The 25,110-nt window shown below is 60.8% G+C and carries 24 protein-coding genes; 18 read left to right on the forward strand and 6 right to left on the reverse strand.

Going from position 1 to position 25,110, the window contains the following annotated elements:
- Positions 1 to 49 precede the first annotated feature (49 nt).
- Positions 50 to 646 carry a glutathione S-transferase gene (locus J7U39_RS11990; protein WP_210628391.1) on the forward strand — a complete coding sequence of 199 codons (597 nt, stop codon included), beginning with the start codon at positions 50 to 52 and terminating at the stop codon, positions 644 to 646.
- 95 nt (positions 647 to 741) lie between these two features.
- Here the strand turns inward: J7U39_RS11990 and J7U39_RS11995 are convergent, their stop codons facing one another.
- On the reverse strand, positions 742 to 1,377 hold the full coding sequence (locus tag J7U39_RS11995) for an outer membrane protein (protein ID WP_011424814.1): 636 nt from the start codon (positions 1,375 to 1,377) through the stop codon (positions 742 to 744).
- Positions 1,378 to 1,741: 364 nt separating this feature from the next.
- On the opposite strand from J7U39_RS11995, the gene J7U39_RS12000 reads away from it, so the two are divergent.
- The 5 genes from J7U39_RS12000 to J7U39_RS12020 all read left to right on the forward strand — a co-directional run bounded on the left by J7U39_RS12000 (position 1,742) and on the right by J7U39_RS12020 (position 6,229).
- Entirely contained in the window at positions 1,742 to 2,509 is a 768-nt protein-coding gene (locus tag J7U39_RS12000; protein ID WP_210628392.1) for an SDR family oxidoreductase, read from the forward strand.
- Entirely contained in the window at positions 2,506 to 4,545 is a 2,040-nt protein-coding gene (uvrC, locus tag J7U39_RS12005) for an excinuclease ABC subunit UvrC (protein ID WP_210628393.1), read from the forward strand. Before J7U39_RS12000 ends, uvrC begins: the two co-directional genes overlap by 4 nt.
- A gap of 158 nt (positions 4,546 to 4,703) precedes the next feature.
- The gene (gene pgsA / locus J7U39_RS12010) at positions 4,704 to 5,294 is read left to right on the forward strand and encodes a CDP-diacylglycerol--glycerol-3-phosphate 3-phosphatidyltransferase (RefSeq protein ID WP_011424811.1); all 591 of its coding nucleotides are present in this window, start codon (positions 4,704 to 4,706) and stop codon (positions 5,292 to 5,294) included.
- Complete coding sequence (moaD, locus tag J7U39_RS12015; RefSeq protein ID WP_064801643.1) at positions 5,291 to 5,545, forward strand: molybdopterin converting factor subunit 1; 255 nt, start codon at positions 5,291 to 5,293, stop codon at positions 5,543 to 5,545. The genes pgsA and moaD overlap by 4 nt, the downstream gene beginning before the upstream one ends.
- Positions 5,546 to 5,767: 222 nt before the next feature.
- Positions 5,768 to 6,229 (forward strand): molybdenum cofactor biosynthesis protein MoaE, encoded by a 462-nt coding sequence (locus J7U39_RS12020; protein ID WP_210628394.1) that lies wholly within the window; start codon positions 5,768 to 5,770, stop codon positions 6,227 to 6,229.
- 56 nt (positions 6,230 to 6,285) lie between these two features.
- Here the strand turns inward: J7U39_RS12020 and J7U39_RS12025 are convergent, their stop codons facing one another.
- Positions 6,286 to 7,182 (reverse strand): branched-chain amino acid ABC transporter permease, encoded by an 897-nt coding sequence (locus tag J7U39_RS12025; RefSeq protein WP_097598458.1) that lies wholly within the window; start codon positions 7,180 to 7,182, stop codon positions 6,286 to 6,288.
- 64 nt (positions 7,183 to 7,246) lie between these two features.
- On the opposite strand from J7U39_RS12025, the gene J7U39_RS12030 reads away from it, so the two are divergent.
- Positions 7,247 to 7,792 carry a CGNR zinc finger domain-containing protein gene (locus J7U39_RS12030; protein ID WP_210628395.1) on the forward strand — a complete coding sequence of 182 codons (546 nt, stop codon included), beginning with the start codon at positions 7,247 to 7,249 and terminating at the stop codon, positions 7,790 to 7,792.
- Complete coding sequence (locus J7U39_RS12035) at positions 7,789 to 8,292, forward strand: hypothetical protein (RefSeq protein ID WP_210628396.1); 504 nt, start codon at positions 7,789 to 7,791, stop codon at positions 8,290 to 8,292. The genes J7U39_RS12030 and J7U39_RS12035 overlap by 4 nt, the downstream gene beginning before the upstream one ends.
- 71 nt (positions 8,293 to 8,363) lie before the next feature.
- Here J7U39_RS12035 and ndk read toward each other — a convergent pair whose 3' ends face one another.
- Positions 8,364 to 8,786, reverse strand: a complete 423-nt coding sequence (ndk, locus tag J7U39_RS12040; protein WP_004680549.1) for a nucleoside-diphosphate kinase — start codon at positions 8,784 to 8,786, stop codon at positions 8,364 to 8,366.
- Between the two features lie 81 nt (positions 8,787 to 8,867).
- Positions 8,868 to 9,557: a glutathione S-transferase family protein gene (locus tag J7U39_RS12045; RefSeq protein ID WP_210628397.1), complete on the reverse strand. Its 690-nt coding sequence runs from the start codon at positions 9,555 to 9,557 to the stop codon at positions 8,868 to 8,870.
- Between the two features lie 138 nt (positions 9,558 to 9,695).
- Between J7U39_RS12045 and J7U39_RS12050 the strand changes: the two genes are divergently transcribed.
- From J7U39_RS12050 to J7U39_RS12075, 6 genes are all read left to right on the forward strand, one after another.
- The gene (locus J7U39_RS12050; protein ID WP_210628398.1) at positions 9,696 to 10,205 is read left to right on the forward strand and encodes a DinB family protein; all 510 of its coding nucleotides are present in this window, start codon (positions 9,696 to 9,698) and stop codon (positions 10,203 to 10,205) included.
- Positions 10,206 to 10,352: 147 nt separating this feature from the next.
- Complete coding sequence (locus tag J7U39_RS12055) at positions 10,353 to 11,411, forward strand: GGDEF domain-containing protein (RefSeq protein WP_210628399.1); 1,059 nt, start codon at positions 10,353 to 10,355, stop codon at positions 11,409 to 11,411.
- A gap of 119 nt (positions 11,412 to 11,530) precedes the next feature.
- Positions 11,531 to 13,414, forward strand: coding sequence for an ABC-F family ATP-binding cassette domain-containing protein (locus J7U39_RS12060; RefSeq protein ID WP_210628400.1), 1,884 nt, complete (start codon positions 11,531 to 11,533; stop codon positions 13,412 to 13,414).
- A 125-nt stretch (positions 13,415 to 13,539) separates the two neighbouring features.
- On the forward strand, positions 13,540 to 14,388 hold the full coding sequence (locus J7U39_RS12065; protein ID WP_210628401.1) for a polysaccharide deacetylase family protein: 849 nt from the start codon (positions 13,540 to 13,542) through the stop codon (positions 14,386 to 14,388).
- A gap of 67 nt (positions 14,389 to 14,455) precedes the next feature.
- Positions 14,456 to 16,495: a prolyl oligopeptidase family serine peptidase gene (locus J7U39_RS12070; RefSeq protein WP_210628402.1), complete on the forward strand. Its 2,040-nt coding sequence runs from the start codon at positions 14,456 to 14,458 to the stop codon at positions 16,493 to 16,495.
- Between the two features lie 88 nt (positions 16,496 to 16,583).
- Positions 16,584 to 17,510 carry a Gfo/Idh/MocA family oxidoreductase gene (locus J7U39_RS12075; RefSeq protein WP_210628403.1) on the forward strand — a complete coding sequence of 309 codons (927 nt, stop codon included), beginning with the start codon at positions 16,584 to 16,586 and terminating at the stop codon, positions 17,508 to 17,510.
- A 46-nt stretch (positions 17,511 to 17,556) separates the two neighbouring features.
- Here the strand turns inward: J7U39_RS12075 and J7U39_RS12080 are convergent, their stop codons facing one another.
- Positions 17,557 to 18,006 (reverse strand): DNA polymerase III subunit chi, encoded by a 450-nt coding sequence (locus J7U39_RS12080; protein WP_210628404.1) that lies wholly within the window; start codon positions 18,004 to 18,006, stop codon positions 17,557 to 17,559.
- Positions 18,003 to 19,496 carry a leucyl aminopeptidase gene (locus J7U39_RS12085; RefSeq protein ID WP_210628405.1) on the reverse strand — a complete coding sequence of 498 codons (1,494 nt, stop codon included), beginning with the start codon at positions 19,494 to 19,496 and terminating at the stop codon, positions 18,003 to 18,005. Before J7U39_RS12085 ends, J7U39_RS12080 begins: the two co-directional genes overlap by 4 nt.
- Positions 19,497 to 19,639: 143 nt before the next feature.
- Between J7U39_RS12085 and lpxF the strand changes: the two genes are divergently transcribed.
- From lpxF to J7U39_RS12105, 4 genes are all read left to right on the forward strand, one after another.
- Positions 19,640 to 20,413 (forward strand): phosphatase PAP2 family protein, encoded by a 774-nt coding sequence (gene lpxF / locus J7U39_RS12090; protein WP_210628406.1) that lies wholly within the window; start codon positions 19,640 to 19,642, stop codon positions 20,411 to 20,413.
- 99 nt (positions 20,414 to 20,512) lie between these two features.
- Positions 20,513 to 21,694: an LPS export ABC transporter permease LptF gene (lptF, locus tag J7U39_RS12095; protein ID WP_210628407.1), complete on the forward strand. Its 1,182-nt coding sequence runs from the start codon at positions 20,513 to 20,515 to the stop codon at positions 21,692 to 21,694.
- Positions 21,691 to 22,779 (forward strand): LPS export ABC transporter permease LptG, encoded by a 1,089-nt coding sequence (gene lptG / locus J7U39_RS12100; RefSeq protein WP_210628408.1) that lies wholly within the window; start codon positions 21,691 to 21,693, stop codon positions 22,777 to 22,779. The genes lptF and lptG overlap by 4 nt, the downstream gene beginning before the upstream one ends.
- Positions 22,779 to 25,109: an LPS-assembly protein LptD gene (locus tag J7U39_RS12105; RefSeq protein ID WP_210628409.1), complete on the forward strand. Its 2,331-nt coding sequence runs from the start codon at positions 22,779 to 22,781 to the stop codon at positions 25,107 to 25,109. The genes lptG and J7U39_RS12105 overlap by 1 nt, the downstream gene beginning before the upstream one ends.
- Position 25,110: the final 1 nt, after the last annotated feature.

Consider the following 25,110-nt stretch of genomic DNA (forward strand, 5'->3'; position numbering starts at 1 on the left):
GCTTCGGAAATAGTCGGCACCGCAGCTCCACAGTCTCGCCAGGTGCCCCATGAAACTTCTCTGCTCGCCCGCCTCGCCCTACTCCAGCAAGGTGCGCATGGCCGCGCATTTTCTGAGCATCGAACTGGATGCCATCCGGGTCGACACCAACACCGGGCCGGCGATCCTCGTGGACAACAATCCGCTCGGCAAGATCCCGACGCTTCTGACCGATGACGGGACCTCGATCTTCGACAGCGTGGCGATCATGCATTATTTCGACCGGCTGACGGAAGGCGGGCTCTATCCTGCCAAGAAAAGCAAGCGGACGGATGCGGAAGTGCTCGAAGCGCTCTGCGACGGCATTTGCGACTGCCTGCTCACGATCGTCTACGAGCGCCGCTTCCGTGACGAGGAGAAGGTTCACCAGCCCTGGATCGACCGGCAATGGAAGAAGGTGACGGCCGGACTCGCCCATCTCGGCGCCAAGCCGCCAAAAACAGGCAAGAAGCTCAATGGCGGACATTTCGCGCTGGCCGCCACGCTCGACTATCTCGACCTACGTTTTAAAGACCAGTGGGAAGCCGAGCATGCGCCGCTGATCGACTGGCTGGCTGAGTTCGAAAAGAAATTCCCGGCTCATCGCGAGCTCAAGGCCAGCGCCTGATCCGGAGCCGAAACGGAGCGCCTGCAAACCATGAGCGGACAGCAAAAAGCCGGGCGATGAGCCCGGCTTCTGCATGTTCGGAAGGGTCAATCGGCTTAGAACTTGACGCCGATACCGAGCTTGACGCTGTTCTCGTCGTAACCGCGCGAGAAGCTGCCGGAGTCGAGGTCGTAGTCCTTGCTCTGGTAGTCGGTGTAGCGATATTCGAGGCGGGTCGTGATGTTGTTGGTCACGAAGGCTTCGACACCGGCGCCGACCGTATAGCCGTAGTTCGTCTTGCTTTCGTCCGAGGTGCCGTCGGAAACCTTGACATTGCCGAGGGCAAGACCAGCCGTACCGTAGAGCAGGAAGGGATTCATGTCGTAGCCGACTCGGCCGCGGACGGAGCCGTTCCAACCATACTTGTTCTTGACGCCGCCCGAGGAGACGTCATCGCCGCTGTAGCCAAGATCGGATTCAACGCCGTAAACGATCTGGCCTGCTTGCCAGTTGTAACCGGTGAAGACCTGGCCGCCGAAACCGTAGGTGTGGCGATCGGAACCGAAGTCACCCATGTTGTAGGTGCCGGCGCCGCCGAGATAGAAGCCTTCCCAGTTGCCGGCCGGCTTGACCGGGGCGTCCTGGGCGACCGGTGCTTCCGGAACCTGGTCGACGGCATCAGCCGCCTGAGCTGCCGAAACGCCCGCGATTGCAAAAGCAGAGGCCATGAGGCCAGCAATGAGTACACGCATACTTTTCTCCTTTCAGTCCCGCGCCGCTTTCATCTGTCTATCAGCGAAGCATTGGCGGGGAAATTGCCAGATGTCCCTTCCGGATCGAGACTGAAATTGGAACTGAAATGCGGATTTGAAAGAGCCAAATTGTGATATCATTGTGGCTGCCGGATGGCGGAAATTCGATGTTGCTTGAGAGCAACATAGGTTTCATTAACCCTACCTAATGGTTAAACTTAAAATACTTATTTTAAGAAATCACATTATTAAATAATACATAGAATATCCCAACCGCAGATGCAACCGTGGCTGCCTATTTATATAATCTCCGCCCGCCCTTATATAGGCTGCACACAGACTCGCGGGATCAGAAGGCAAGATTTTGAACCACAAAAGACTTCGCTCAGCCCTGATAACGGGGGCGGCCAAGAGAATAGGCCGGGCAATCGCCGAAGACCTTGCTGCAAATGGCTTTTCCGTTGCGATCCACGCCAACAGCTCCCTCCGCGAAGCGGAAGAGCTGGCGGCGGAATTGCGGCGAAAGGGACAAAGGGCGGCCGCATTGCAGGCCGACCTTACCGATATCGGCGAAGCGGGCGAACTGATCGCGAAGGCGTCGGAAGCGCTCGGGCCTCTCGATCTGCTCGTCAATAATGCGTCGGTCTTCCAGCATGATTCCGCACGTAGTTTCAACGCCGACACATGGGCGCTGCACTTCGACCTGCATGTGCGTGCGCCGTCGATCCTTTCGGCAGCCTTCGCGCAGCAGGTGCCAGCTCAGGCAGCGGGGATGATCGTCAACATCATTGATCAGCGGGTCTGGGCACTGAGGCCCAGCTTCTACTCCTATACGCTCTCCAAGTCCGCGCTGTGGACGGCAACGCAGACGCTCGCCCAGGCATTGGCGCCACGTATTCGCGTCAATGCGATCGGCCCCGGCCCCTCGATGCCGAGCGAGCGGCAGTCACTGGAGGACTTCCAAGCGCAGGTCTCAGCCCTTATCCTGCAGCGAGGGCCGGCACTGGAAGAATTCGGACAAACGATTCGCTTCCTTTACGACACGCCCTCGATCACCGGCCAGATGATTGCCCTCGACGGCGGCCAGCACCTTGCCTGGCAGACGCCCGATGTGGCGGAGATTAAGGAATGAACGGACGAAAGCTGCCGGATGGCGGCGTTCTCTACGACGATACGGATGAGAGCGAAGACGAAATCGAGGTGGAAGGCGAGGTTTCCGCCGCCCCTCTGGCGGCTGCGGTCGACTGGAATGCCGGCAGCCTCAACGAGACCGGGCTTGTCGGCGCCGAATTGATCGGCGAATTCGTCAAGCGGCTGCCGAACAGCCCCGGCGTCTATCGCATGTTCAACGCCGAAGGCGATGTGCTCTATGTCGGCAAGGCGCGCAGCCTGAAGAAGCGCGTCGCCAACTACGCCGTCGGCCGTGTGCATTCCAACCGCATCGCCCAGATGGTCCGCCAGACGGCGAATATGGAATTCGTGACGACGCGCACGGAAACCGAAGCGCTGCTCTTGGAAGCGAATCTGATCAAGCGCTTGCGGCCGCGCTTTAACGTGCTGCTGCGCGACGACAAATCGTTTCCCTATATTCTCATTACTGGGGATCACCGGGCGCCGGCCATCTTCAAGCATCGCGGCGCCAGGGCGCGGAAGGGCGACTATTTCGGGCCTTTCGCTTCGGCCGGCGCGGTCGGACGCACGATCAATTCGTTGCAGCGGGCCTTCCTGATCCGCACCTGCACTGACAGCGTCTTCGAAACGCGCACGCGGCCGTGCCTGCTCTACCAGATCAAGCGCTGTTCGGGGCCTTGTACGCATGAGGTCAGCGATGCCGGTTACGCCGAGTTGGTGCAGGAGGCCAAGGATTTCCTGTCCGGGAAGAGCCAGAAGGTGAAGTCGCACATGGCCGAAGCCATGAACCAGGCGGCCGAGGATCTCGATTTTGAGCGGGCGGCGATCTATCGCGACCGTCTGGCCGCTCTGTCGCATGTGCAAAGCCACCAGGGTATCAATCCGGCCGGTGTCGAAGAGGCCGACGTTTTCGCCATCCATCATGAAGGCGGCGTCTCCTGCATCCAGGTTTTCTTCTTCCGCACCGGGCAGAACTGGGGCAACCGCGCCTATTTCCCGAAGGCCGACCCGCAGCTTTCAAGCGCCGAAGTGCTGAATGCCTTTCTCGCGCAGTTCTATGACGACAAGCCGGTGCCGAAGCAGATCATGCTGTCGGAAACGGTCGAGGAACTGGAACTTCTCGCCGCGGCCCTCAGCGAAAAGGCCGGCCACAAGGTTTCCATCCTCGTGCCGCAGCGCGGCGAGAAGCGCGATCTCGTCGAGCATGTGGTCGGCAATGCGCGCGAAGCGCATGGGCGAAAGCTTGCCGAGACGGCGTCGCAGTCGCGGCTGCTCGAAGGATTCAAGGAAACCTTCGGGCTCGCCTATGCGCCGCAGCGCATCGAGATCTACGACAACTCGCATATCATGGGCACCAACGCCGTCGGCGGCATGGTGGTGGCGGGGCCGGAAGGCTTCGTGAAGAACCAATACCGCAAGTTCAACATCAAATCGACCGACATCACTCCCGGCGACGACTTCGGAATGATGAAGGAGGTGATGACGCGGCGCTTCTCGCGGCTGATCAAGGAGGAAGGTATTCCCGATCGGACGGCGCAGGCAGCAGCTGCCGACGCCGCCGACATGCCCTTCCCCGCCTGGCCGGATGTGATCCTCATCGACGGCGGCCAGGGGCAGATGACGGCGGTGCGCGCCATCCTGGCCGAGCTCGGCATCACCGACAGCGTGACGGCGATCGGCGTCGCCAAGGGTGTCGACCGCGACGCCGGGCGGGAGCGCTTCTTTGCGCCGGGACGCGAGAGTTTCACATTGCCGCCGCGCGATCCGGTGCTCTATTTCATCCAGCGCATGCGCGACGAAGCGCACCGGTTCGCGATCGGCTCGCACCGGGTGCGGCGAAAGAAGGAAATGGTCAAGAACCCACTCGACGAGATCGGCGGCATCGGCCCGTCACGCAAACGCGCGCTGCTCCAGCATTTCGGCACGGCGAAGGCGGTTTCGCGTGCCGCTTTGTCCGACCTCATGGCGGTGGAAGGTATTTCGGAAGCCGTGGCAAAGCAGGTCTATAACCATTTCCACGACGACGCCGCGAAATAAGCGGCGGCCGTCGCAAATTCCACGCAATGGCGGTGAAAAGACAGAAAGAATGTTGACGGTCGCCGGCCAAAGCCGTCATCTACATCGACCCGAAAATCGGAATCGGTTTTCGTAAAGACGCGGCGCGGCAGCGGCGCTTCAATTCAGAGAAACGATCCATGGCATCGCGTGCGTACAGCCTTCCCAACCTTTTGACTTACGGCCGCATCCTCGCCGTGCCGCTGATCGTTCTCTGCTTCTTCGTCGAGGGCAGGCTGTCGATCAGCAATACGGCGCGCTGGGTAGCGCTGTGGATCTTCATCATCGCCTCAATCACCGATTTTCTCGACGGCTATCTCGCGCGCATCTGGAACCAGACGTCGAATATCGGCCGGATGCTCGATCCGATCGCCGACAAGCTGCTGGTCGCCTCGATCCTCCTGCTTGTCGCGGCCGACCAGACCATCGCCGGCTGGTCGATCTGGGCGGCAATCATCATTCTCTGCCGTGAGATCCTGGTTTCCGGCCTGCGTGAATATCTGGCGGCGCTGAAGGTCAGCGTGCCGGTGACACGGATCGCCAAGTGGAAGACGACGCTGCAGCTCGTCGCCATCGCCTTCCTGCTCGCGGGACCTGCCGGCGACGAGATTTTCCCCTATACGACGCAGACGGGCATCGCGCTCTTGTGGATCGCAGCACTGCTGACCATCTATACCGGCTATGACTATTTCCGTGCCGGGCTGAAACATATCGTGGATGACGAGGAATGACGCGGCTTGTCTATTTCGCCTGGGTGCGTGAGCGCATCGGCAAGGGCGAAGAGGAGATCGATCTCCCCTCCTCCGTCGTCACGGTCGCCGATCTTCTGAATCATTTGAAGACGCTGGGCGAGGAATATGAAGCCGCACTTCAATATCCTGAGGTGATCCGCGTGGCGCTCGACATGGAGCATGTCGAGCATGACGAGCCGATTGGCGCGCCCCGTGAGATCGGGATTTTTCCGCCGATGACGGGGGGATGAGACGGTGACGGTGGTGCCGTGTCGCTATCCCCCTCTGCCCCGCCGGGCATCTCCCCCACAAGTAGGGAGATTGGCTGGGCGCATGGGCTTCCTCAAACAACCGGCGTTTCAGCCCGGCGAAGCGGTAAATGGTCAAGAAGAGCGTGCCACTTGTGATCTCCCCACACGGCACAGCCTTTCCGCATTCTTCATAGCGGTTTCAAAGCAGCGGAGGATTTCGCTGTGACCATCACCCCCACCATCCGCGTCCAGCGCGAAGACTTCGACCTGCAGGCCGAAGTCGATCTCCTCTCGAAAGGCAAAGCCGACATCGGCGCCGTCGTTACCTTCTCCGGCCTCTGCCGCGATGAAGGCGGGAGGCTGGCGGCGCTTGAACTCGAGCATTATCCCGGCATGGCCGAAGCCGAGATGACTCGCATCGGCGAAGTCGCCATCACCCGTTTCGGGCTGCTCGGGCTGACCGCCATCCACCGCTACGGCAAGATCGCTCCTGGCGAGAACATCGTGCTCGTCGTTGCAGCCGCCCCGCACCGGCAGGCCGCCTTCGACGGCGCCAATCTCGTCATGGATTTCCTCAAGACCGCAGCGCCCTTCTGGAAGAAGGAGCACGGCAAGGACGGCGCCAGGGGCGACTGGGTCGCGGCGAAAGACGCCGACGACGCGGCGCGCGACAAGTGGAAATGATCAGAGCATGATACCGAAAAGTGTGCGCGGTTTTCGGATAACATCATGCGCCATTTCTAAAGCACCACACGCTCCCTGCGGCTCATAACCAGAAGCAGGACGAGCAGCGAGAAGACCACCAGATCTCGCCAGACGAATGCGCCATAGGCGCCCCACAAGGTTTCGACAACGGCAAGCCCGGCAGCGCCGCCAGCCGAACGCAGCGGATCGGAATAGCCGCCGACGGCTGCGATCAGCAGCACCTTGAGCCCGAACATCAGTCCCGCGCCGAAATCCATCGAACCGTAATAGAAGGTGGCGAGAATGCCGCAGAGGGTGGCGACGAGAGCAGCTGCCGCATAGGCGACAAGGAAGACACGGCTGGCGCTGGTACCGCAGAGCTCGGCGGCCAGCGGATCATCGGTGACGGCTCGCCAGAGGCGACCCCAGGCCGTGCGCCTGAGGATCAGCGCACCGAACGCGACGATGGCTGACATCAGCGCCGTGTCGATCAGCTGGATATAGGTGAGAGTCACTTTGAACGGACCATCACTCCAGAAGACAACAACCTGGTTCAGGAACGGCGGCAGCCAGATCGCTCTTGTATCGGCGGCAAGGCGGGCGGTTTCCATCAGCACGATCATGATGCCGAGCGCGGCAACGATGACGGTGTTCGGCGATTTGCTGGCCAGCGGCAGCATGATGGAGCGGCCGATCCAGATGCCCGCGGCCAGTGAATAGACAAGCGCAGCGCACGCGCCGATCGCAATGGCAGCCGGCAGCACCAGCCAGAACCTGATATAGGCGAGTTCGGTAAAAAGCAGCAGGATCTGGCCTGAGAAGGCGAAGATCGCCCCATAAGTGATATCGGCCCGCTTGGTCACGCCGAAGGCAACCGCATAACCGAAGGCGAGCGCGGCATAGAGGGCGGCAAGCGGCACCGCATTCGCCAGTTGTTGCAGAAGATAGGCCATTCCGAAGACTCCACGTCGGTAAATTATAACTGGTAAAACCTATTTCACCAGTTATAATTTCCTCATGAGCTTTTCCTGGACCCCTCACCGTTTTGCCGGCGGTGCACTGGCGCTCGATGTCGCCAACAGCGTCGTTCTTCGCGACGACCCAAAGCGGCGGGTCGACCGCTTCGCGAGCCGCGAGCAGATGCGCAACTTCCCGCGCGCCGCCGCCGAATTCTGCGCCGAACGGGCCTTGTTCGGTGAGATCACGCCGGTGGCGCCGCAAGACGAAGTCGGCTTTATCGCGCTGCGCGAGGCGATCGACCGCTACTTCCGCAAGCGTATACTGGATGGCGGCGACGACCAATTGCTGGCCGAATTGCTGGAGGCGCTAGCGAAGATCTTGCGTCAGGCAAGCCCGGCAAGCTTGGCGGCGGCGACCGCCCATTCGGTGCTCAGGCTGATTGCCATGCCGGATCCCGAGCGCATGAAGATCTGCGGCAATTGCGGCTGGCTGTTCATCGACCGCAGCAAGAACAAGAGCCGCGCCTGGTGCGACATGGCGATCTGCGGCAACCGCGCCAAGGCGAACCGTCACTATCGCCGTAAGAAGGAGGAGACGCCATGAGAAAACATCTGATCGTAACAGCGGCGGCAACAAGCCTTCTGCTGTCCGCCTGCCAGCGGCAGGCCGAAAATCTCGTCGAAATCACCGGCCATCTTTTTGTCTTCAATTATCGCGTCGCGAGCGCCACCTATCTGCTGACGCTGAAGAAGACAGGTCCTATCCCCGACGGTTCGGTCATCATCGCCGAATTCGAGAACCCGCAAGGCGGCGACCCGCTGGTGCTGAACCAGAAAATCTACCCGATCGACGACAAGATCGCGCTGCAGAGCGAAAACCTGCACTGCGTGCGCAAGGACCGCCCCTATTCGGTGAATGTCCGGCTGGTCGACAAGGACGGCAAGGTGCTTCAGCAATTGAAGACTGAGTTCCGCTCCGACCTCGACCAAACCGTACTGCCGAGCAAGCCGCTCGTCGTCGGCGCGCTTTATGACAAGAACCCGGAAGTCTTCAAGCCTGACGGCAGCGTCGATTTCTCGAACACCGACAAGTGTCCATCATAGAAAAAGCCGGAGCGACACCCGGCTTTCAAGAGTCAATTCAAGGTATTGCGAGGCAATGCCGAAGCGCGGCCTCAGCCGACGATTTCGGTGTCGGAGAACCAGTACTTGATTTCCTGGGCAGCCGTTTCCGGGGCATCGGAGCCGTGCACGGAGTTTTCGCCGATCGACAGCGCATGGACCTTGCGGATCGTGCCTTCGTCAGCGTTGGCCGGGTTGGTCGCGCCCATGATTTCTCGGTTCTTGAGGATCGCGCCTTCGCCTTCCAGAACCTGGACGACGGTTGGACCGGAGGTCATGCCTTCGACGAGTTCGCCGAAGAAGGGGCGATCCTTGTGAACGGCGTAGAAGCCTTCAGCTTCGCGGCGGCTCATCCAGACACGCTTGGAGGCGACGACGCGCAGTCCGGCATCTTCGAGCATCTTGGTGATGGCGCCCGTCAGGTTGCGCTTGGTTGCGTCCGGCTTGATCATCGAGAAGGTGCGTTCAATCGCCATAGTCAGATCCTCTGTTTTCTCGGGAAAAGTGGGCGGTCTTTACCCGCCCCAACGCCCGAAAACAAGGGGTCGGCGGCAATTTCACGCCGCTGTCACAGTCCTGCCGCGGCTTTCGTGAAGATCGAGGCAGCGTTCGAACCAGGCGACGACGGGATCGTCGGCGGCCAGCATGGCCAGCCCTGCGGACACGCGCAGCCATTGCAGCGCGCCGAAGACGATATAATCGGCAAAGAGCGGCGATTGCCCGCCGATGAAGGGCTGGAACTTCAGCATGTGACGGAGCGGCTCCAGCTTGGCGCCGAAGGCAGCCTTCTCCGCCTCGCTATCGGCAGCAAAGACTTCCAGCGGCTTGCCGAGCCTGACCTCGCGGCTCTGACGAAAGTACGCCTTGTCCCCTTCGTCCAGGATCGCGTGGATATCGAGAAGGGCGATCCGCATGATCGCCGGGTGGATGATCATCTGCGAATAGCCCTCGACCATGCGCGACACCGCCTTGCCGCCCTCGCCATTGAACAGCGACGGCCGCTCCGGATATGCCTCTTCGAGATAGAGCGCGATGGCAAAACTGTCCGAGATCAGCCGGCCGTTATCGTCGAGCACGGGCAGGGTCGACGAGACGCCGCCGCCGATTTCGCGGATGCGGGCATAGGTTGTGGGGAGCTCCTCGAAATCGAGCCTCTTATGCGCGAGCGCCATCACCGCCTTCCAGCAATGGGGCGAAAAGAAGCGCCGTTCGTCGGCGCCGCAGAGGGAATAGAGGGCTCTGGTCATGATAATCCTTTCGAGGTCTGATCTGCCTGCATTCGACGACAGAAAGCGAGCGTGATCAAATCAGGAAATTTCATGGCGCCATCACTCGGATTACTTGGGAAACCGGCTAGACTGCTCCAGCAACGTCAGGGGAAATATATGCTTAGACATTTCAGGATGTTCGCGGCCTATAACCGCTGGGCCAATGCCCAAGTCTATGAGGCTGCGGCCGAACTCAGCGAGACGGAATTCCGCAGGGACCGCGGCGCCTTCTTCGGCTCGCTGCATCGCACGCTCAATCACCTGCTCGTCGCCGACCGGATATGGATGAGGCGTTTCACCGGCATCGGCGAAGCGCCGGCGACTCTCGATGCCGTGCTTTTCGAAGAGCTGGATGCGCTTGCCGCCGCGCGCAAGGCGGAGGACGAGCGCATCATTGCCTGGACAAGTACGCTCGATGAGGCGAGCCTTGCCGGTGACTTCACCTATGCCCCGGTGACGGAGCCGATCCGGATCACTCAGCCACTGTCGAGCGCGCTCGCGCACCTTTTCAATCACCAGACGCATCACCGCGGCCAGTGCCATATGACGCTGACGGCGTTGGGCAAACCGAGCCTCGGGCTGGACCTTATCTACTTTCTGCGCGGCGAAGGCCGCGAGTGGATGTGAGGCAGCCGTCTCCATCAAGACTCAATTAACCGCCTTTGCCGGTTCCCATCGCCAATCCGGCGCTTCCCTTCGTAAATTCAGCCTCTCTTAAAAGCTTGCGAGCATAGCAGACGTGAGAGTAATGAGACCGGGCGCGAGGGGTTCGTCATGCAGAATGCAAGTACAAAGGCACTGGTGGCGCGGGAGCCTGTACGCCCAGGGTCAATGACGGATATCCAGAAGATCGCCCAGCACATGGCGCGGCTCAACGTCGCCGCACTGCCACGCAACTACGAACTCTTTCATGAGGCGATCATCGGGCACAATCCTGGTCTTGCGCAGGATATCGCGGCGCTCGGATCGCAGCCGCAGCAGTCGATGCTCGACGAACTCGGGCTGAAATACCGCCTCGTCGGCCATTGCGGGCTGGCGGGCGAGACGTCGCGCAACGAGGCCAGCCGGACGCTGCGCGCGGTGGCGGAAAGGCTTGCCGAAGGATTGCGGCACAGAGACGCCTTTGCTCGCGCCTGTGGCACGATCCTGAAATCTGTCGGTGGTCACGAGGACCAGAGCCTTGCCGCCTTCATCGGCGAGGTCGATTACCTCTCCGCCTCGCTTGCAACGGTGATGTCGGCGGAGATGGAAATCGGCGCCAGACTGCAGGACGACATCAACAGGCTGGAAACGTTGGAGCACGGCATTTCGGCGATGCAATCGGCCACCGTCGCCGACAAGATTACCGGCCTTGCAAACCGCATCGCGCTGAACCGGCAGATCACCGAACTCTACGAACGTGAAGAGGGTGCCGCCGGCAGCGCGCTGATCATGGTCGATATCGACGATTTCACCGAGTTCAACGACAGATACGGCACTCAGGCAGGCAACAAGCTCTTGAAGAAGCTTGCCGCCCTCTTTCGGAAGTCGGTGAAGAAGAACGACTTCGTCGCCCGCACAGAGGCCGACGAATTCGCCTTGCTGTTTGCCAATGTCGGCATGCAGGATGCGATTGCTATCGCCGAGCGCCTGCGCGCCTCCGTCGAAGAAAATCTCGTCTTCGCCACCTCCGACAAGGGTGATAGCGGCAGACTGACCATCTCGGTCGGCCTGGCGCTCAGCGCCGATGCGGCAACACCGGGACAGCTCCAGGCCAACGCCCGCGTCGCGCTGCTTGCCGCGCAATCGAACCGCCGCCTGCCGGTCCAGGCTTTCGGCCGCTCAGGCGTTTGAGTGCTGTCGGCGCGGACGAGCGAGCTCGCCGGGGGACGAGCGTGTTCGCCCGGACGAGCAAGCTCGCCGGGGGATAAGCGGTCTTGCCTTGGCGGGCAGTTTCGGCCAAAACGCCGGCCATGATCACGATTACCGACATTTCCGCCCGCATCGCCGGACGTCTGCTTCTCGACAATGCCAGCGTTTCGTTGCCTTCGGGCACGAAGGCGGGGCTGGTCGGGCGCAATGGCGCCGGCAAATCCACGCTGTTTCGCGTCATCACCGGCGATCTCGGCTCGGAGACCGGGGCGGTGTCGATCCCGAAGGCGGCGCGTATCGGTCAGGTGGCCCAGGAAGCGCCGGGAACCGAGGATTCCTTGATCGAGATCGTGCTTGCGGCCGATAAGGAACGGGCGGCCCTGCTTGCCGAAGCTGAAACGGCAAGCGACCCGCATCGCATCGCTGAAATCCAGATGCGCCTCGTCGATATCGATGCGCATTCGGCCGAAGCGCGGGCTGCGAGCATCCTTGCCGGTCTCGGCTTTGACCAGGCGGCGCAAGCCCGCCCCGCCTCCTCCTTCTCCGGTGGGTGGCGCATGCGCGTAGCGCTCGCCGCCGTACTGTTTGCCGAGCCGGACCTGCTTCTGCTCGACGAGCCGACAAACTACCTCGATCTCGAAGGCACGATGTGGCTGGAGGACTATATCCGCCGTTATCCGCATACGGTCATCATCATCAGCCACGACCGCGATCTCCTGAACAATGCGGTCAACTCCATCGTTCATCTCGATCAGAAAAAACTCACCTTCTACCGCGGCAACTACGACCAGTTCGAGCGGCAGAAGGCTGAGGCCGACGAGCTGCAGACGAAGGCAAAGGCAAAAAACGAGGCGGCGCGCAAACATCTGCAGAGCTTCATCGATCGCTTCAAGGCCAAGGCTTCCAAGGCGCGGCAGGCACAGTCGCGCGTCAAGGCGCTCGAGCGCATGGGAACGGTCGCCGCCGTGATCGAGGACCATGTGCAGCCGATAACCTTCCCCGAGCCGGAGAAGCAGCCCGCCTCGCCGATCGTCGCAATCCAGGGCGGCGCCGTCGGCTACGAACCCGGCAAGCCGATCCTGAAGAACCTCAACCTGCGCATCGACAACGACGATCGCATCGCCCTGCTCGGCTCGAATGGCAACGGCAAGTCGACCTTCGCCAAGTTCATCTCAGGGCGATTGTCGCCGGAGAGTGGCGAAGTAAAGGTTGCGCCGAGCCTGAAGATCGGTTTTTTCGCCCAGCATCAGCTCGACGACCTGATCCCCGAGCAGTCGGCGGTAGAACATGTGCGCCGGCTGATGCCGGCCGAACCGGAGGCCAAGGTGCGCGCCCGCGTTGCGCAGATGGGGCTGGCGACCGAAAAGATGGCTACCGCCGCCAAAGACCTTTCCGGCGGCGAGAAGGCACGTCTGCTGATGGGGCTTGCCGCCTTCCATGCGCCGAACCTGCTCATTCTCGACGAGCCGACCAACCATCTCGACATCGACAGCCGCCGTGCCCTCATCGAGGCGCTGAACGATTATGACGGTGCAGTCATCCTGATTTCGCACGACCGCCACCTGATCGAGGCAACCGTCGACCGGCTGTGGCTGGTCAACGGCGGCACTGTCACCACCTTCGAAGGCGACATGGACGAATACCGCGACCTCATCGTTAGTTCCGGTAAGAAAAAAGAAGAGAGGCCGCAGACCAGCGACGATACGACCTCGAAGGCCGACCAGCGCAAGCTCAATGCCGAAAGGCGCGCCTCGCTGACGCCGCTGAAGAAAAAGATCAACGAAATCGAATCCTTGACGGCGAAGCTGGAGAAACAGATTCAGGCTCTTGATGCGGAGCTTGCGGATCCTGTTCTCTATGAGAAGACGCCTGCCAAAGCCGCGGAAAAGGCAAAACAGCGTGGCGAGGCAGCGGCAAAACTGACTGCTGCCGAGGAAGAGTGGCTGATGCTGTCAACCGAATATGAAGAGGCAATGGGAGGCTAGCCACAGTCTTTTGGGAAACGCGGCGGAGCGCGGCGTCACCACAATTTCTGCCGATCTCAACCGATCGTTAACCATAATTCGAAAGGTTGTCTCAACATTCATTACTGATTTGTTGAGCCCTTTCCATGCATCGATTTTTCGTTCTTTCCTGCATCGCCCTTGCGGCCGCCCTCTCCGCCTGCAGCACGACCAGACAAGCCCCCGACACCTCGATCAAAACCGCCTCGGTGATTGCGCCGGAGGGACGGACGTTTTCCGGCAAGCGCTCCGAGGATGATGAAGCGCCGCGCATGACCGGTTGGCACCATCTGGCCGGGCGGACGCTGGAGGTTTCCTCGCTTGCCGATCTCAAGCTGCAGGACAAGGAAGTGATCCTGAGCTTCGACGATGGCCCGATCCTCGGCCGGACGAACAAGGTGCTGGCGATCCTCGACCAGTTCGGCGTCAAGGGTGCCTTCATGATGGTCGGCGAGATGGCCGAGATGTATCCCGCGCTGGCGCGCAAGGTGGCGATGGACGGCAATGCGATCGGCAGTCACACCTATGACCACGCCAACCTGAGTTCGCTCGATTTCGACGCGGCGATGGCCGAGGTGATCAAGGGCGAATTGGCGGTGACCAAGGCGACGGGAACCGACGTCGCCTTCTTCCGCTTCCCCTATCTTGCCGAAAGCCACAGACTGCGTGCCGCGATCGCCATGCGCGATATGGTGGTCATGGATGTCGATATCGACAGCAAGGACTATTTCGCCACAACGCCGCTCTCCGTGACTCAGCGGACGATGGCCCTGCTGCACAAGCGCGGCCGCGGCATCATCCTGATGCACGACATCCATAAACGTACGGTAACCATGCTGCCGACTCTGCTTTCGGATCTCGAAGCCGAGGGCTACAATGTCGTGACGCTGAAATTCAAGAAGCCGGAGGCGCCAAGCAACCTCGTCGCCTCGGCCGATCTGGTGATGACCCGCTAAGGCGGCTTGCCAAGCCGGGACCGGCTGCCTAGATCTGGGCGACGTCAATGCACGCGGCAGGTCAGCTATGAACCTTCACCTCGAAACGGACGATGATTCGCGCACCCGCCAATTCATCACCGAACACAATGCGCTCTCCGACACGGTATTGAGAACGCCGCAATTTGCCGAAGATCGTGAGGCGATCAAGGCGCTGATCGAGCGGCAGGACAGGCTGATCGTGCCGATGCGCCGCGGCGGTTGGCTGTTCGATTTCCGGCAGAGCAAGGACAATCCGCTCGGGGTCTGGCTGCGCCTGGCAGCCGGCCAGCAGCCGTTGCCGGAGGCCGATTGGGAGCCAGTCTTCGATCTCGACGCCTTCTGTCTGGACGAAGGCAGGCGCTGGAGCTGGCGCGGCGCTGTCACCTGCCCGTGGGAGCCGACGCGCGTTCTGCTGATGCTTTCGGACGGCGGCTCAGACCTCATCCGCCTGCTCGAATTCGACGCCGAGGGCAAACAGATCGTGAAGGGCGGTTTCGACACGCCCGCCGCGCGGTCGCATGCCACCTGGCTGAGCCGCGATGAGATCTGTTATTTCGGCTCGATCGACCGATTTTCGGCCACCCGCTCGGGATGGCCGCGCGTCGGGCGGCGGTTGAAGCGCGGGCAGCGGCCGGAAGATGCCGCCATCATGTTCGAAGCCGCCGATGAGGATGTGTATGGCTTCAATCTCGTTATCGACCCTGCCCTATTTGGCGCTTCGGCGAATGCCGGGCTGATCGACATTTTCGTCACCAGCCACGAAATCGGCGTGGCCAGCGCTTTCCTCATTGCCGATGATGGCGGGCAACGGCGCATCGATCTGCCCAAGGAGGCAGATTTTCAGTTCAATCATAATCATTGCCTCTGGCGGGCAAAGACCGATGAGCGCGTTGCGACCGGCAGCCTCGTGCTGCAATCCTTCGATCCCGCCTCACGGGCGCTGCTCGGGCCGGAACGGATCCTGTTTCAGCCTGGCGAGGGCCAGTCTATTTCGCAGATGATGCTGATGCGCGAATGGTGCGTGTTCATCGTTTCCGACCGGCTGCGCCCGCGTCTTCTGGTGCTCGACCTGACAAAGCCCGATGCCGAACAGCGGGAAATCGTGCTGCCGGCGGAGATGCAGACGGCTTATGTCAGGCCGCTCCATGCGGATCTGCATCTTGGCGACGACACACTCCACATCGTCGGCCAGGGTTTCCTGCAGCCGCCGACCTGCTACCGCCTCGAACTCTCCGATCGCAGCAGAGAGCCGGAGCCGATCTTCATCGCGGCAGCGCCGAGCTATTTCGATGCGACCGATATGTCGTCGGAACTGCTGGAGGCTGTGTCCGAGGACGGAACCAGGGTCGTCTACCAACTGGTGCTGCCGCGACAGTGGACCAAGGGAGCGCTGCCGGTGCTGATCTACGGTTATGGTGGCTTCGATGTCTCGCTATCGCCGAATTACTCCGGTGTAATCGGCCGCTGGCTGGAGCAAGGCGGCGCCTATGTGCAGGCCTATATCCGCGGCGGCGGTGAATTTGGCCCTGACTGGTATCGCAGCGCCAAGCGGCAGGGGCGAGACCGGGCCTTTGCCGATTTCGTCGCCATCGCCCGCGATCTCGTCGCTCGCGGCTACACCGTGCCATCGCGGATTGCCTGCCAGGGCGGCAGCAATGGCGGCCTGCTGACGGGTGTGATGCTGACGCGCTACCCGCACGATTTCGGCGCGGTCTGGTGCCAGGTGCCGGTGCTCGACATGACACGCTTCCACCTGTTCAGCGCCGGCCAGGCGTGGATGGACGAATATGGCGATCCGGAGACGCCAGCGGACCGGGAGTTCATGCTCGGCTATTCGCCGCTTCACAATATCAGGCCGGCCGGCGAGGTCACTTATCCGCCGATCTATATTGAAAGCTCCAGCAATGACGATCGCGTGCATCCCTCGCACGCACGCCGTTTTGCCGCGAGGCTGGAGGAAGAAGGACATCAGCTGCTCTTCCACGAATTCGGCTTGGGCGGGCATGGCGGCGACGGCAGTTCCGAGGAGCGCGCCGCCCGCGCGGCGATGGGTTACAGCTTCCTTCGCGAGACCATCATGCAATAGGTAGAGGAGCAGAGCTTGTCGGCGCTCTTCTTTCTGCTACAAGAGGCTTAATAAATCATACTTTTCATACAGACACGAGCGAAACACCATGTCCCCTATCAATCTCGCCATCGTCGGCGTCGGCAAGATCGTCCGCGACCAGCACCTTCCTTCCATCGCCAAGAACCCGGATTTCAAGCTCGTCGCCACGGCAAGCCGTCACGGCACGGTCGAAGGCATCAACAGTTACATCACGATCGACGCGATGCTCGACGCCGAGCCTTCGATCGATGCCGTTTCGCTCTGCATGCCGCCGCAGTACCGCTATGAAGCCGCCTATAAGGCGCTCGTTGCCGGCAAGCATGTCTTCCTTGAAAAGCCGCCGGGTGCAACACTGAGCGAAGTGGCCGACCTCGAGGCGCTGGCGAACAAGCAAGGGGCGTCGCTCTTTGCCAGCTGGCATTCACGTTATGCGCCGGCCGTCGAAGCCGCCAAAGCGTTTCTTGCCTCGACGACGATCAAAAGCGTGCATGTGATCTGGAAAGAGGATGTCCGCCACTGGCATCCGAACCAGGACTGGATCTGGCAGGCCGGCGGCCTCGGCGTTTTCGATCCCGGCATCAATGCGCTGTCGATCGTCACCCATATCCTGCCGCGGCAGGTCTTCATCACCGGGGCTGTGCTCGAATTCCCGGAAAATCGTGATGCGCCGATCGCCGCCGACATTCACTTCCGCGATGCCGACGGCCTGCCGGTTCATGCCGAATTCGACTGGCGCCAGACCGGCAAGCAGAGCTGGGACATCGTCGCGGAAACGGCAGCCGGCCAAATGGTGCTCTCCGAGGGCGGCGCTAAGCTTTCCATCGACGGTAAGCTGACATTCGCCGAACCGGAACAGGAATATCCCTCGCTCTATCGCCGCTTCGCCGAAATCATCAAGGCGGGCAAATCGGATGTCGATCTCGCCCCCCTGCGCCACGTCGCCGACGCCTTCATGCTCGGCAAGCGGAAATTTGTTGACGCTTTCCACGACTGAGTGATTGGGCGGTCCTTGCCTGTCGGCTCCGACGGCAGGCACCCGCTCAGGCCTTCTTCTCCCACCGCCCTTCCGGTGTCTGCTGCCAATAGGTGAGGTTATGCCCCTCGCCTTTCAGTTTCTTCCATTGTGCGCGGGCAGCTTCCAGTTGCTCCTGGTCGTGGCCGTCGAACATGAAGACGACGCGCTCATAGGCATCGGCCGGCGGCGGCTCGGCGCCGTCGACAATGAAACGAACCGTCGCCGCATTGGCATTGTCCGACGTGACCGTCAAAAGCACCGGCTGGTTTTCGGCGAAATCAGCCGTGTCGATCCCATGCGGCAGGAAACTCTCCTCGCGAAACGTCCAAAGATGCGCATCGAGTGCATCGCGCCGCGCGGCCTCGCTCGTCTGGACGACGACGCGCCAGCCGCGCTCGATGCTTTTGTCGAGGAGCGGCGGAAGCGCGTCTTCCAGCCTGGTTTCGGTCAGATGATAAAAGAGAATGTCGGTCATCGGGATTCATGATGGGCGCGAACGAGCTCGTCGAGCAGGCGCACCCCGAAACCGGAACCCCAGGACTGGTTGATCTCATCCTGCGGCGAACCCATCGCCGTGCCGGCAATGTCGAGGTGCGCCCAGGGCGTGTCCTGCACGAAGCGTTTGAGGAAATGCGCCGCGGTGATCGAGCCGGCCTGACGGCCGCCGGTGTTCTTCATGTCGGCGAATTTGCTGTCGATCAGCTTGTCATAATCCTTGCCGAGCGGCATGCGCCAGAGTTTCTCGTTTGTGGAAAGGCCGGCCGCCGTCAGCTGGGCGGAAAGCTGGTCGTCATTGGAGAACAGGCCGGCATGCACGTTGCCAAGCGCCACGACGATTGCGCCGGTCAAGGTGGCCAGATTGATCATGAACTGCGGCTTGAAGCGATCATTGCAATACCAGAGCGCATCGCAAAGGACGAGGCGGCCTTCGGCATCGGTGTTGATCACCTCGATTGTCTGGCCGGACATTGAGGTGACGATGTCGCCCGGACGCTGGGCGTTGCCATCGGGCATATTCTCGACCAGGCCGATGATGCCGACGGCGTTGACGGCCGCCTTGCGGGAAGCGAGCACGTGCATCAGGCCGGTCACGGCTGCGGCACCGCCCATATCGCCCTTCATGTCCTCCATGCCGGCGGCCGGCTTGATCGAAATGCCGCCGGTATCGAAGACGACGCCCTTGCCGACGAAGGCGACGGGACGGTCCTTGCTCTTGCCACCCTTCCACTGCATGACCGCCAGACGCGGCGGGCGCACGGAGCCCTGAGCGACGCCGAGCAGCGCGCCCATGCCGAGACGGCGCATTTCCTTCTCGGTCAGGATTTCCACCTCGACGCCGAGCTTTTCCAGCTCCTTCGCCCTGGCGGCGAATTCGACAGGTCCAAGCGCGTTCGGCGGTTCATTGACAAGGTCACGGGCGAGATTGACGCCGCCGGCGATCGCTTCGGAATCGGAAAACGCCTTTTTGGCGCCGGCCGCATCGGTGGTGATGATCGTCACCCTGACCGATTTTGCCGGCTTCTCCTCGTCGTCGTTCTTCTTTGTCTTGTAGGCATCGAAGCTATAGGCGCGCAGCAGCATGCCAAGCGCGAAATCGGCGGCGGCGCGTGCGTTCGTCTCAAGGCCGGGCACGTCGATGAAGATGGCGGCCTTGTCAGTATTCTTGATTTTCGATGCCGCAGCACCGCCGGCCTTCAGCCAGTCATGGGCGGCGAGTTCGCCGGCCTTGCCAAGCCCGATGACGACGATGCGATCGACGGGTGCGCCTTCCGGGGCGACAATATCGAGCGCAGCCGTGGATTTCGCGGAGAATCGGGCGATCTTCGCAGCCTTGGCGATCACGCCTGCCGGATCAGCCGTTTCGGCGCCTGCGGCGCTGCCGGCCTCGGCAGTCTTCAACAGGATCGCCAGCCCGCCATTGAGCTTTGCCGACTTCGAGAATGAAATTTCGAACTTTACTGACATGTCTTCTCCGCTGGGATTCTTGAAATCCGTCCCAGGCGGATAATTTCGCGTTTGGCGGGTCTGTCAATGGCTCGCGACTATTGTTATGGTCGCCCGCGGCTGTCCAGGCCCTCATGTTTTCGTCAGTTTTGCAGATATTCGCGTTGACAGTTTTTTCGAAAAATCGATGGCGGAGACCGGTGATCCGCCTGCCGAAAACGACTTTCGGTGCATTCCTGCTTCTGTTCTGGGCGTGGTGGGCGCTGCTTGCCATCTTTCGCGCCTTCCCTGGAATAGACATTTATTTTTCCCAGCTTTTTTTCGTGGGCGCAGATTGTGACGCGACTGCCGCTGCCGGGAGTATCTGCGGCGGCTTTCCTTATCGCGACTCGGGGAATTTCGACCTGCTGCGAACCATCTTCTTCCGCCTGCCCTACGTCGTGGCGATCGTCATGGCGTGGAAATTGATCGAATGTTACCAGCAGCACGGCGCGACCTTCAACGCCGAGCGGGCGCGCAAGCTCAAAGTCGCACTCGGAACGATGCTGATCGGGCCGGTGCTGCTCGTCAATGTTATCCTGAAGGAACATTGGGGTCGGCCGCGGCCGGTGCAGACGGATATTTTCGGCGGGAGCCTGCATTTTGTCGAGGCAGGCTCGCTTGCCGGCAAATGCGTGTCGAACTGCTCCTTCGTCTCCGGCGAGGCGGCGAGCGCTGGATGGCTGTTCTGCCTTCTGCTCTTCGTGCCGAAATCGATGCGTTATGCGCTGGTTCCGCCCGTCGCCGCGATCTCGATCCTGACGCCAGCCTTGCGGCTATCCTTCGGCGCGCATTATCTTTCCGACGTGACGCTCGGATGGCTCTCCTCGCTTGTCGTCTTCGCGGCGCTGCTGGCGTTAACTGAGTCGCAACAGGACCAAAAAAATTCTGAAATTTGAATGAATTTTTGACACCTGCTTGTCGCAAAAGCGCGACAAAGAGCGTAGAGGGATTCTCCTGCAAGCCGTTTGGGCGTGCAGGTGCTTTCAAGGGCCGGCATGAAACTACTCGAGACATACATATTGCGGCGCGTCGGCCAGATGTTTCTCGTGGCGCTCCTGCCCGTGCTGGCGATCATCTGGACGACACAGGTTTTGCAGCGCATTAACCTCGTCACCGACAGCGGCCAGTCGATCGGCTCGTTCGCCAAGCTCGCGACGATGATCCTGCCGTCGATCATTCCCGTGGTGCTGCCCTTCGCCCTCGTCATCGCCATCACCCAGACGCTGACGACGATGAACAACGATTCCGAGCTAACCGTCATCGACGCAGCCGGCGCACGGCGCAGCATTCTGGTCCGGCCGATCCTGCTGCTTGCCGCCATCATCAGCGTCTTTTCCTTCTTCGTCGACAATATCGTCGAGCCACGGGCAAAGACCGTGGCGCGTCAGATGATCGCCGAAACCTACGCCGATCTCCTCTCCTCGGTCATCGAGGAAAAGACCTTCCGCAAGCTCGACGAGGGTCTCTATGTGCAGATCTCGCAGCGCCTGGCCGGGCGCATGCTGAAGGGCCTGTTCGTCGCCGACGAGCGGGACCCGGCCTACGAGCTCATCTATTACGCCAAGGAAGGCGCTGTCGACGATACCGGCACGACGCTGATCATGCACGACGGCGAGGTGCATCGCAAAACGCCCGACGGCAACGTCTCGGTCATCAATTTCGATTCCTATTCTTTCGACCTCTCCGACATGACGGAGAGCCGCGGGCAGGCGACGCTGAAAGCCAGCGACCGTGACCTGTGGTTCCTGTTCAATCCGGATCCGAACGACAAGGACTATACGATCCGCCCGCAGAGCTACCGCGCCGAACTGCATCGACGGCTGACGGACTGGATCCTGCCCGTCGTCTTTGCATTGTTCTCACTGGCGATCGCCGGCGATGCGCGCTCGCACCGGGAAGCGCGGCTGCATCCAATGGTGAGCGCGCTCGGCTATGCTTTTGCGCTACGATGGGCTGCCTTCTACGCCGCGAACCAAATCGACACCGATCCGGAATATATCGCAGTTCTCTACGCCATTCCGATCGTCAGCAGCCTCGTCTCGATCATCTTCCTCGGCCTACACAAGCGGCTGGTCATGCCTTCGTTCGTCTGGGACCGGATATCGGCTTCCTGGAGACGGATGCAAGAAAGACTGCTTACCGCGACCAGCAGGTCCGGCGGGGGCACGGCCCAATGATGTTCGGGACATTGTCGCGTTATTTCTTTCGCCGTTACCTGGCGACGACCTGCTGGTTTCTGATCGGCGTGTCGGCGATCGCCTTCCTCCTTGATTTCAGCGAGACGGCGGGACGCATGTCCGGCCTGCCTGGCTACACGATCGGCGGCGGCATCGTGATGACCGCCGTGCGCCTGCCGCTCATCCTGCAGCAGACAATCCCCTTCGTCGCCCTCTTCGTCGGCATGACGGTGCTGATCGGGCTCAATCGGAAATATGAGCTCGTGGTCACGCGTGCGGCAGGCATCTCTGTCTGGCAATTCATGTTTCCCTTCATCGCCGGCTCAATTGCGCTCGGCGTGCTGACGATGACGGCGCTCAACCCGCTTGCCGCCTGGGGACAGCGCCAGGCGCTGCTGGTCGAGTCCGACTGGCGTGGCGAAAACGCAGTTCTGCGCAAGGCGCCGCAGATCCCATGGCTGCGCCAGATCAGCGGCCGCGACGATGTCATCATTGGCGCCCAGACGGTCCAGGAGAACGGAACCAAGCTGGTCGACGCCGTATTGATCCATTTCGATTCAAGCGGCCGAGTCATTCTGAGACAGGATGCCGCCACGGCAAAGTTGGAAGATGGTTACTGGCAGCTTAACGGCGTCGTCGAGCGCAAGCCTGGCGAAATCCCGCTGCGCAAAGCTTCGGTCCAACTTCGCACCAATCTGAAACAGGATTTCGTTCAGGAGCGGCTGACAGCGCCGGAAACAATTGGTTTCTTTGACCTTTCCAATCGCATTGCAGCGGCAAAGTCATTCGGCATCTCGACCAAGGCATTGGAGACGCAATTCAACTCTCTGTTGTCTCAGCCATTGCTGCTGGTGGCCATGACTCTCATTGCTGCAACAGTGTCCCTAAAATTTAGCCGGTTCAACCAATCCCGCTCCGTGATTCTGGGTGGAATCCTGTCAGGCTTCATGCTTTATGTCATCACCGTGCTTGTTAAAGCATTCGGAAGCAGTGGAGTCGTGCCTCCCTTCGTGGCGACGTGGATACCGGTCGTCGTCGCGTTGGCCTTGGGCGCGACTATTTTGCTTCATCAGGAGGACGGCTAGTGGCGGTAGGCGACCGCAAGTACTTTAGTAAACAGTTGGTTGCCCTGCTTGTCGGTGCGGCTCTATGTTCCTATTTCGGCAGTGCCCCGGCCTCCTATGGCCAGGCCAGCACGCCTGAACAAAATATCGAGAATAAGATTCCCGAAGGGGCCAAGCTTCTGCTTTCGGCCAATGAACTCGTCTATAACCGTGACGCCGAACTCGTGTCGGCGATCGGCGGCGTGCAGATCAACTATGGCGGCTATAAAATGGTCGCACAGAAGGTCGAGTACAACCAGAAGACTGGCCGGATGATGGCGCTCGGCAATGTCGAACTCGTCAGTCCGGACGGCAACCGCATCTATGCCGACAACCTAGACGTGACCGACAATTTCGCCGACGGGTTCCTGAACTCGCTGCGCATCGAAACCGCCGACAATACGCGTATCGTCGCCGAAAGCGGCGAGCGGGTCGGCGGCACGAAGATGATTCTCAACAAGGGCGTCTATACCGCCTGCCTTCCCTGCGCCGAAGATCCGAAGCGCGCACCGTTCTGGCAGGTCAAGGCAAAGCGCGTGATCCAGAACGGCGAGACCCATACGATCCGTCTGGAGCGGGCGCGTTTCGAGCTGCTCGGCTACCCGATTGCCTTCGTGCCGTTCATCGAGGTTCCCGACAATACGGTGAAGCGTAAGTCCGGCTTCCTGTTCCCGACGATGAGCCTGTCGCAGAACCTCGGCTTCGGTCTTTCCATTCCTTATTATTATGTGATCTCGCCGAGCATGGATGCGACGGTCACGGCGACCGGCTACACGGCCCAGGGCTTCCTCGTCGAAGGCGAATTCCGTCAGCGCTTCGAGAACGGCACGCATATCCTGCGCGTCGCCGGCATCAACCAGGCAAAGCCGGGCAATTTCAGCTCGGGCACCAGCGATGCCGAAGCCGAGCAGCGCGCCATGGTGGCGTCAAAGGCGGAATTCCGCATCAATCCGCGCTGGACGTTCGGCTGGGACGTCATGGTGCAGAGCGACAATAATTTCTCGAAGACCTACAAACTGCGCGGCTTGAGCGGCACGGATCGCACGAACCAGATCTACCTGACGGGGCTCGGGAAACGGAATTATTTCGACATGCGGGCGTTTTATTTCGACGTCCAGGATGCCGACCGGACGAACACGGCCGAAAAACAGCAGGCCATCGTCTATCCCGCGCTTGATTATCACTATGTCGCGCCTCAGCCGCTTGCAGGCGGCGAACTTTCTGCGGACGTCAATTTGACGAATATTTCGCGCACACACGACGACTTCTATACTGTCGACGGATTCGACCGCTTCCGCGGCCTGAAGGGCCAGACTTCGCGCCTGACCGCCGAACTTCAATGGAAACGCACCTATGTCACGCCGACCGGTCTGGTGATCACGCCGCTTCTGGCCGCGCGCGGCGACGCTTTCGCGCTGAACATGAACGACCCGACCGGTTACGCCGGCAATTATCTTGACGACGAATCCGCCACCCGCTCGATGCTCACCGCCGGGCTGGAGATGCGGTATCCGATCCTGATGACGACTGATAACAGCACGCATATTCTGGAGCCGATCGTCCAAATCTATGCACGCCCCGACGAGCAGCTCGCCGGCCGGCTGCCGAACGAGGATGCACAAAGTTTCGTTTTCGATGCCACCTCGCTCTTCGACCGCGATAAATTCTCAGGTTACGACCGCGTCGAGGGCGGCACTCGCGCCAATGTCGGCTTCCAATATACCGGGACGTTTGACAGCGGTTACAAGCTGCACGGCATTTTTGGCCAGTCTTATCAGATTGCCGGCCAGAATTCGTTCGCGACCGATGACCTCGTCAATGTCGGCGCGGATTCGGGCCTCGAAACCGATCGCTCCGACTATGTCGGCCTCGGCGGCGTCGAAACACCCTATGGTGTTTCCGTTGCGGCCTCCTACCGGCTCGACGAGAAGGATTTCGAGTTTCGCCGTGGCGACCTGACGACAGGCTACCAGAACGACACCTTCCAGACGCAGGTGACCTACACGCATCTCAGCGCCCAGCCGGCCTATGGCTTCGCCGAGGACAACGACGAGATCCAGACCAGCAGCAGAGTCAAGTTCAAGGACTATTGGTCGATCTTCGGCGGCATCGCGTGGGATCTGAACAACGATGTGATCAGCCGCCGGACGCTCGGCCTTTCCTATGAGGACGAATGCACGATCTTCACGATCGCCTATACGGATAGCAGGGATTCCGACGACGAGTCGGCAAGCGACTGGACGATTGGCGCGCGGCTGACGTTCCGCACGCTCGGCGACATCAAGATCGGCTCCGACACTCTCTCCAACTAGC

Origin of the sequence: Rhizobium sp. NLR16a (genome assembly GCF_017948245.1) — a bacterium.
Taxonomy (GTDB): Bacteria; Pseudomonadota; Alphaproteobacteria; order Rhizobiales; family Rhizobiaceae; genus Rhizobium.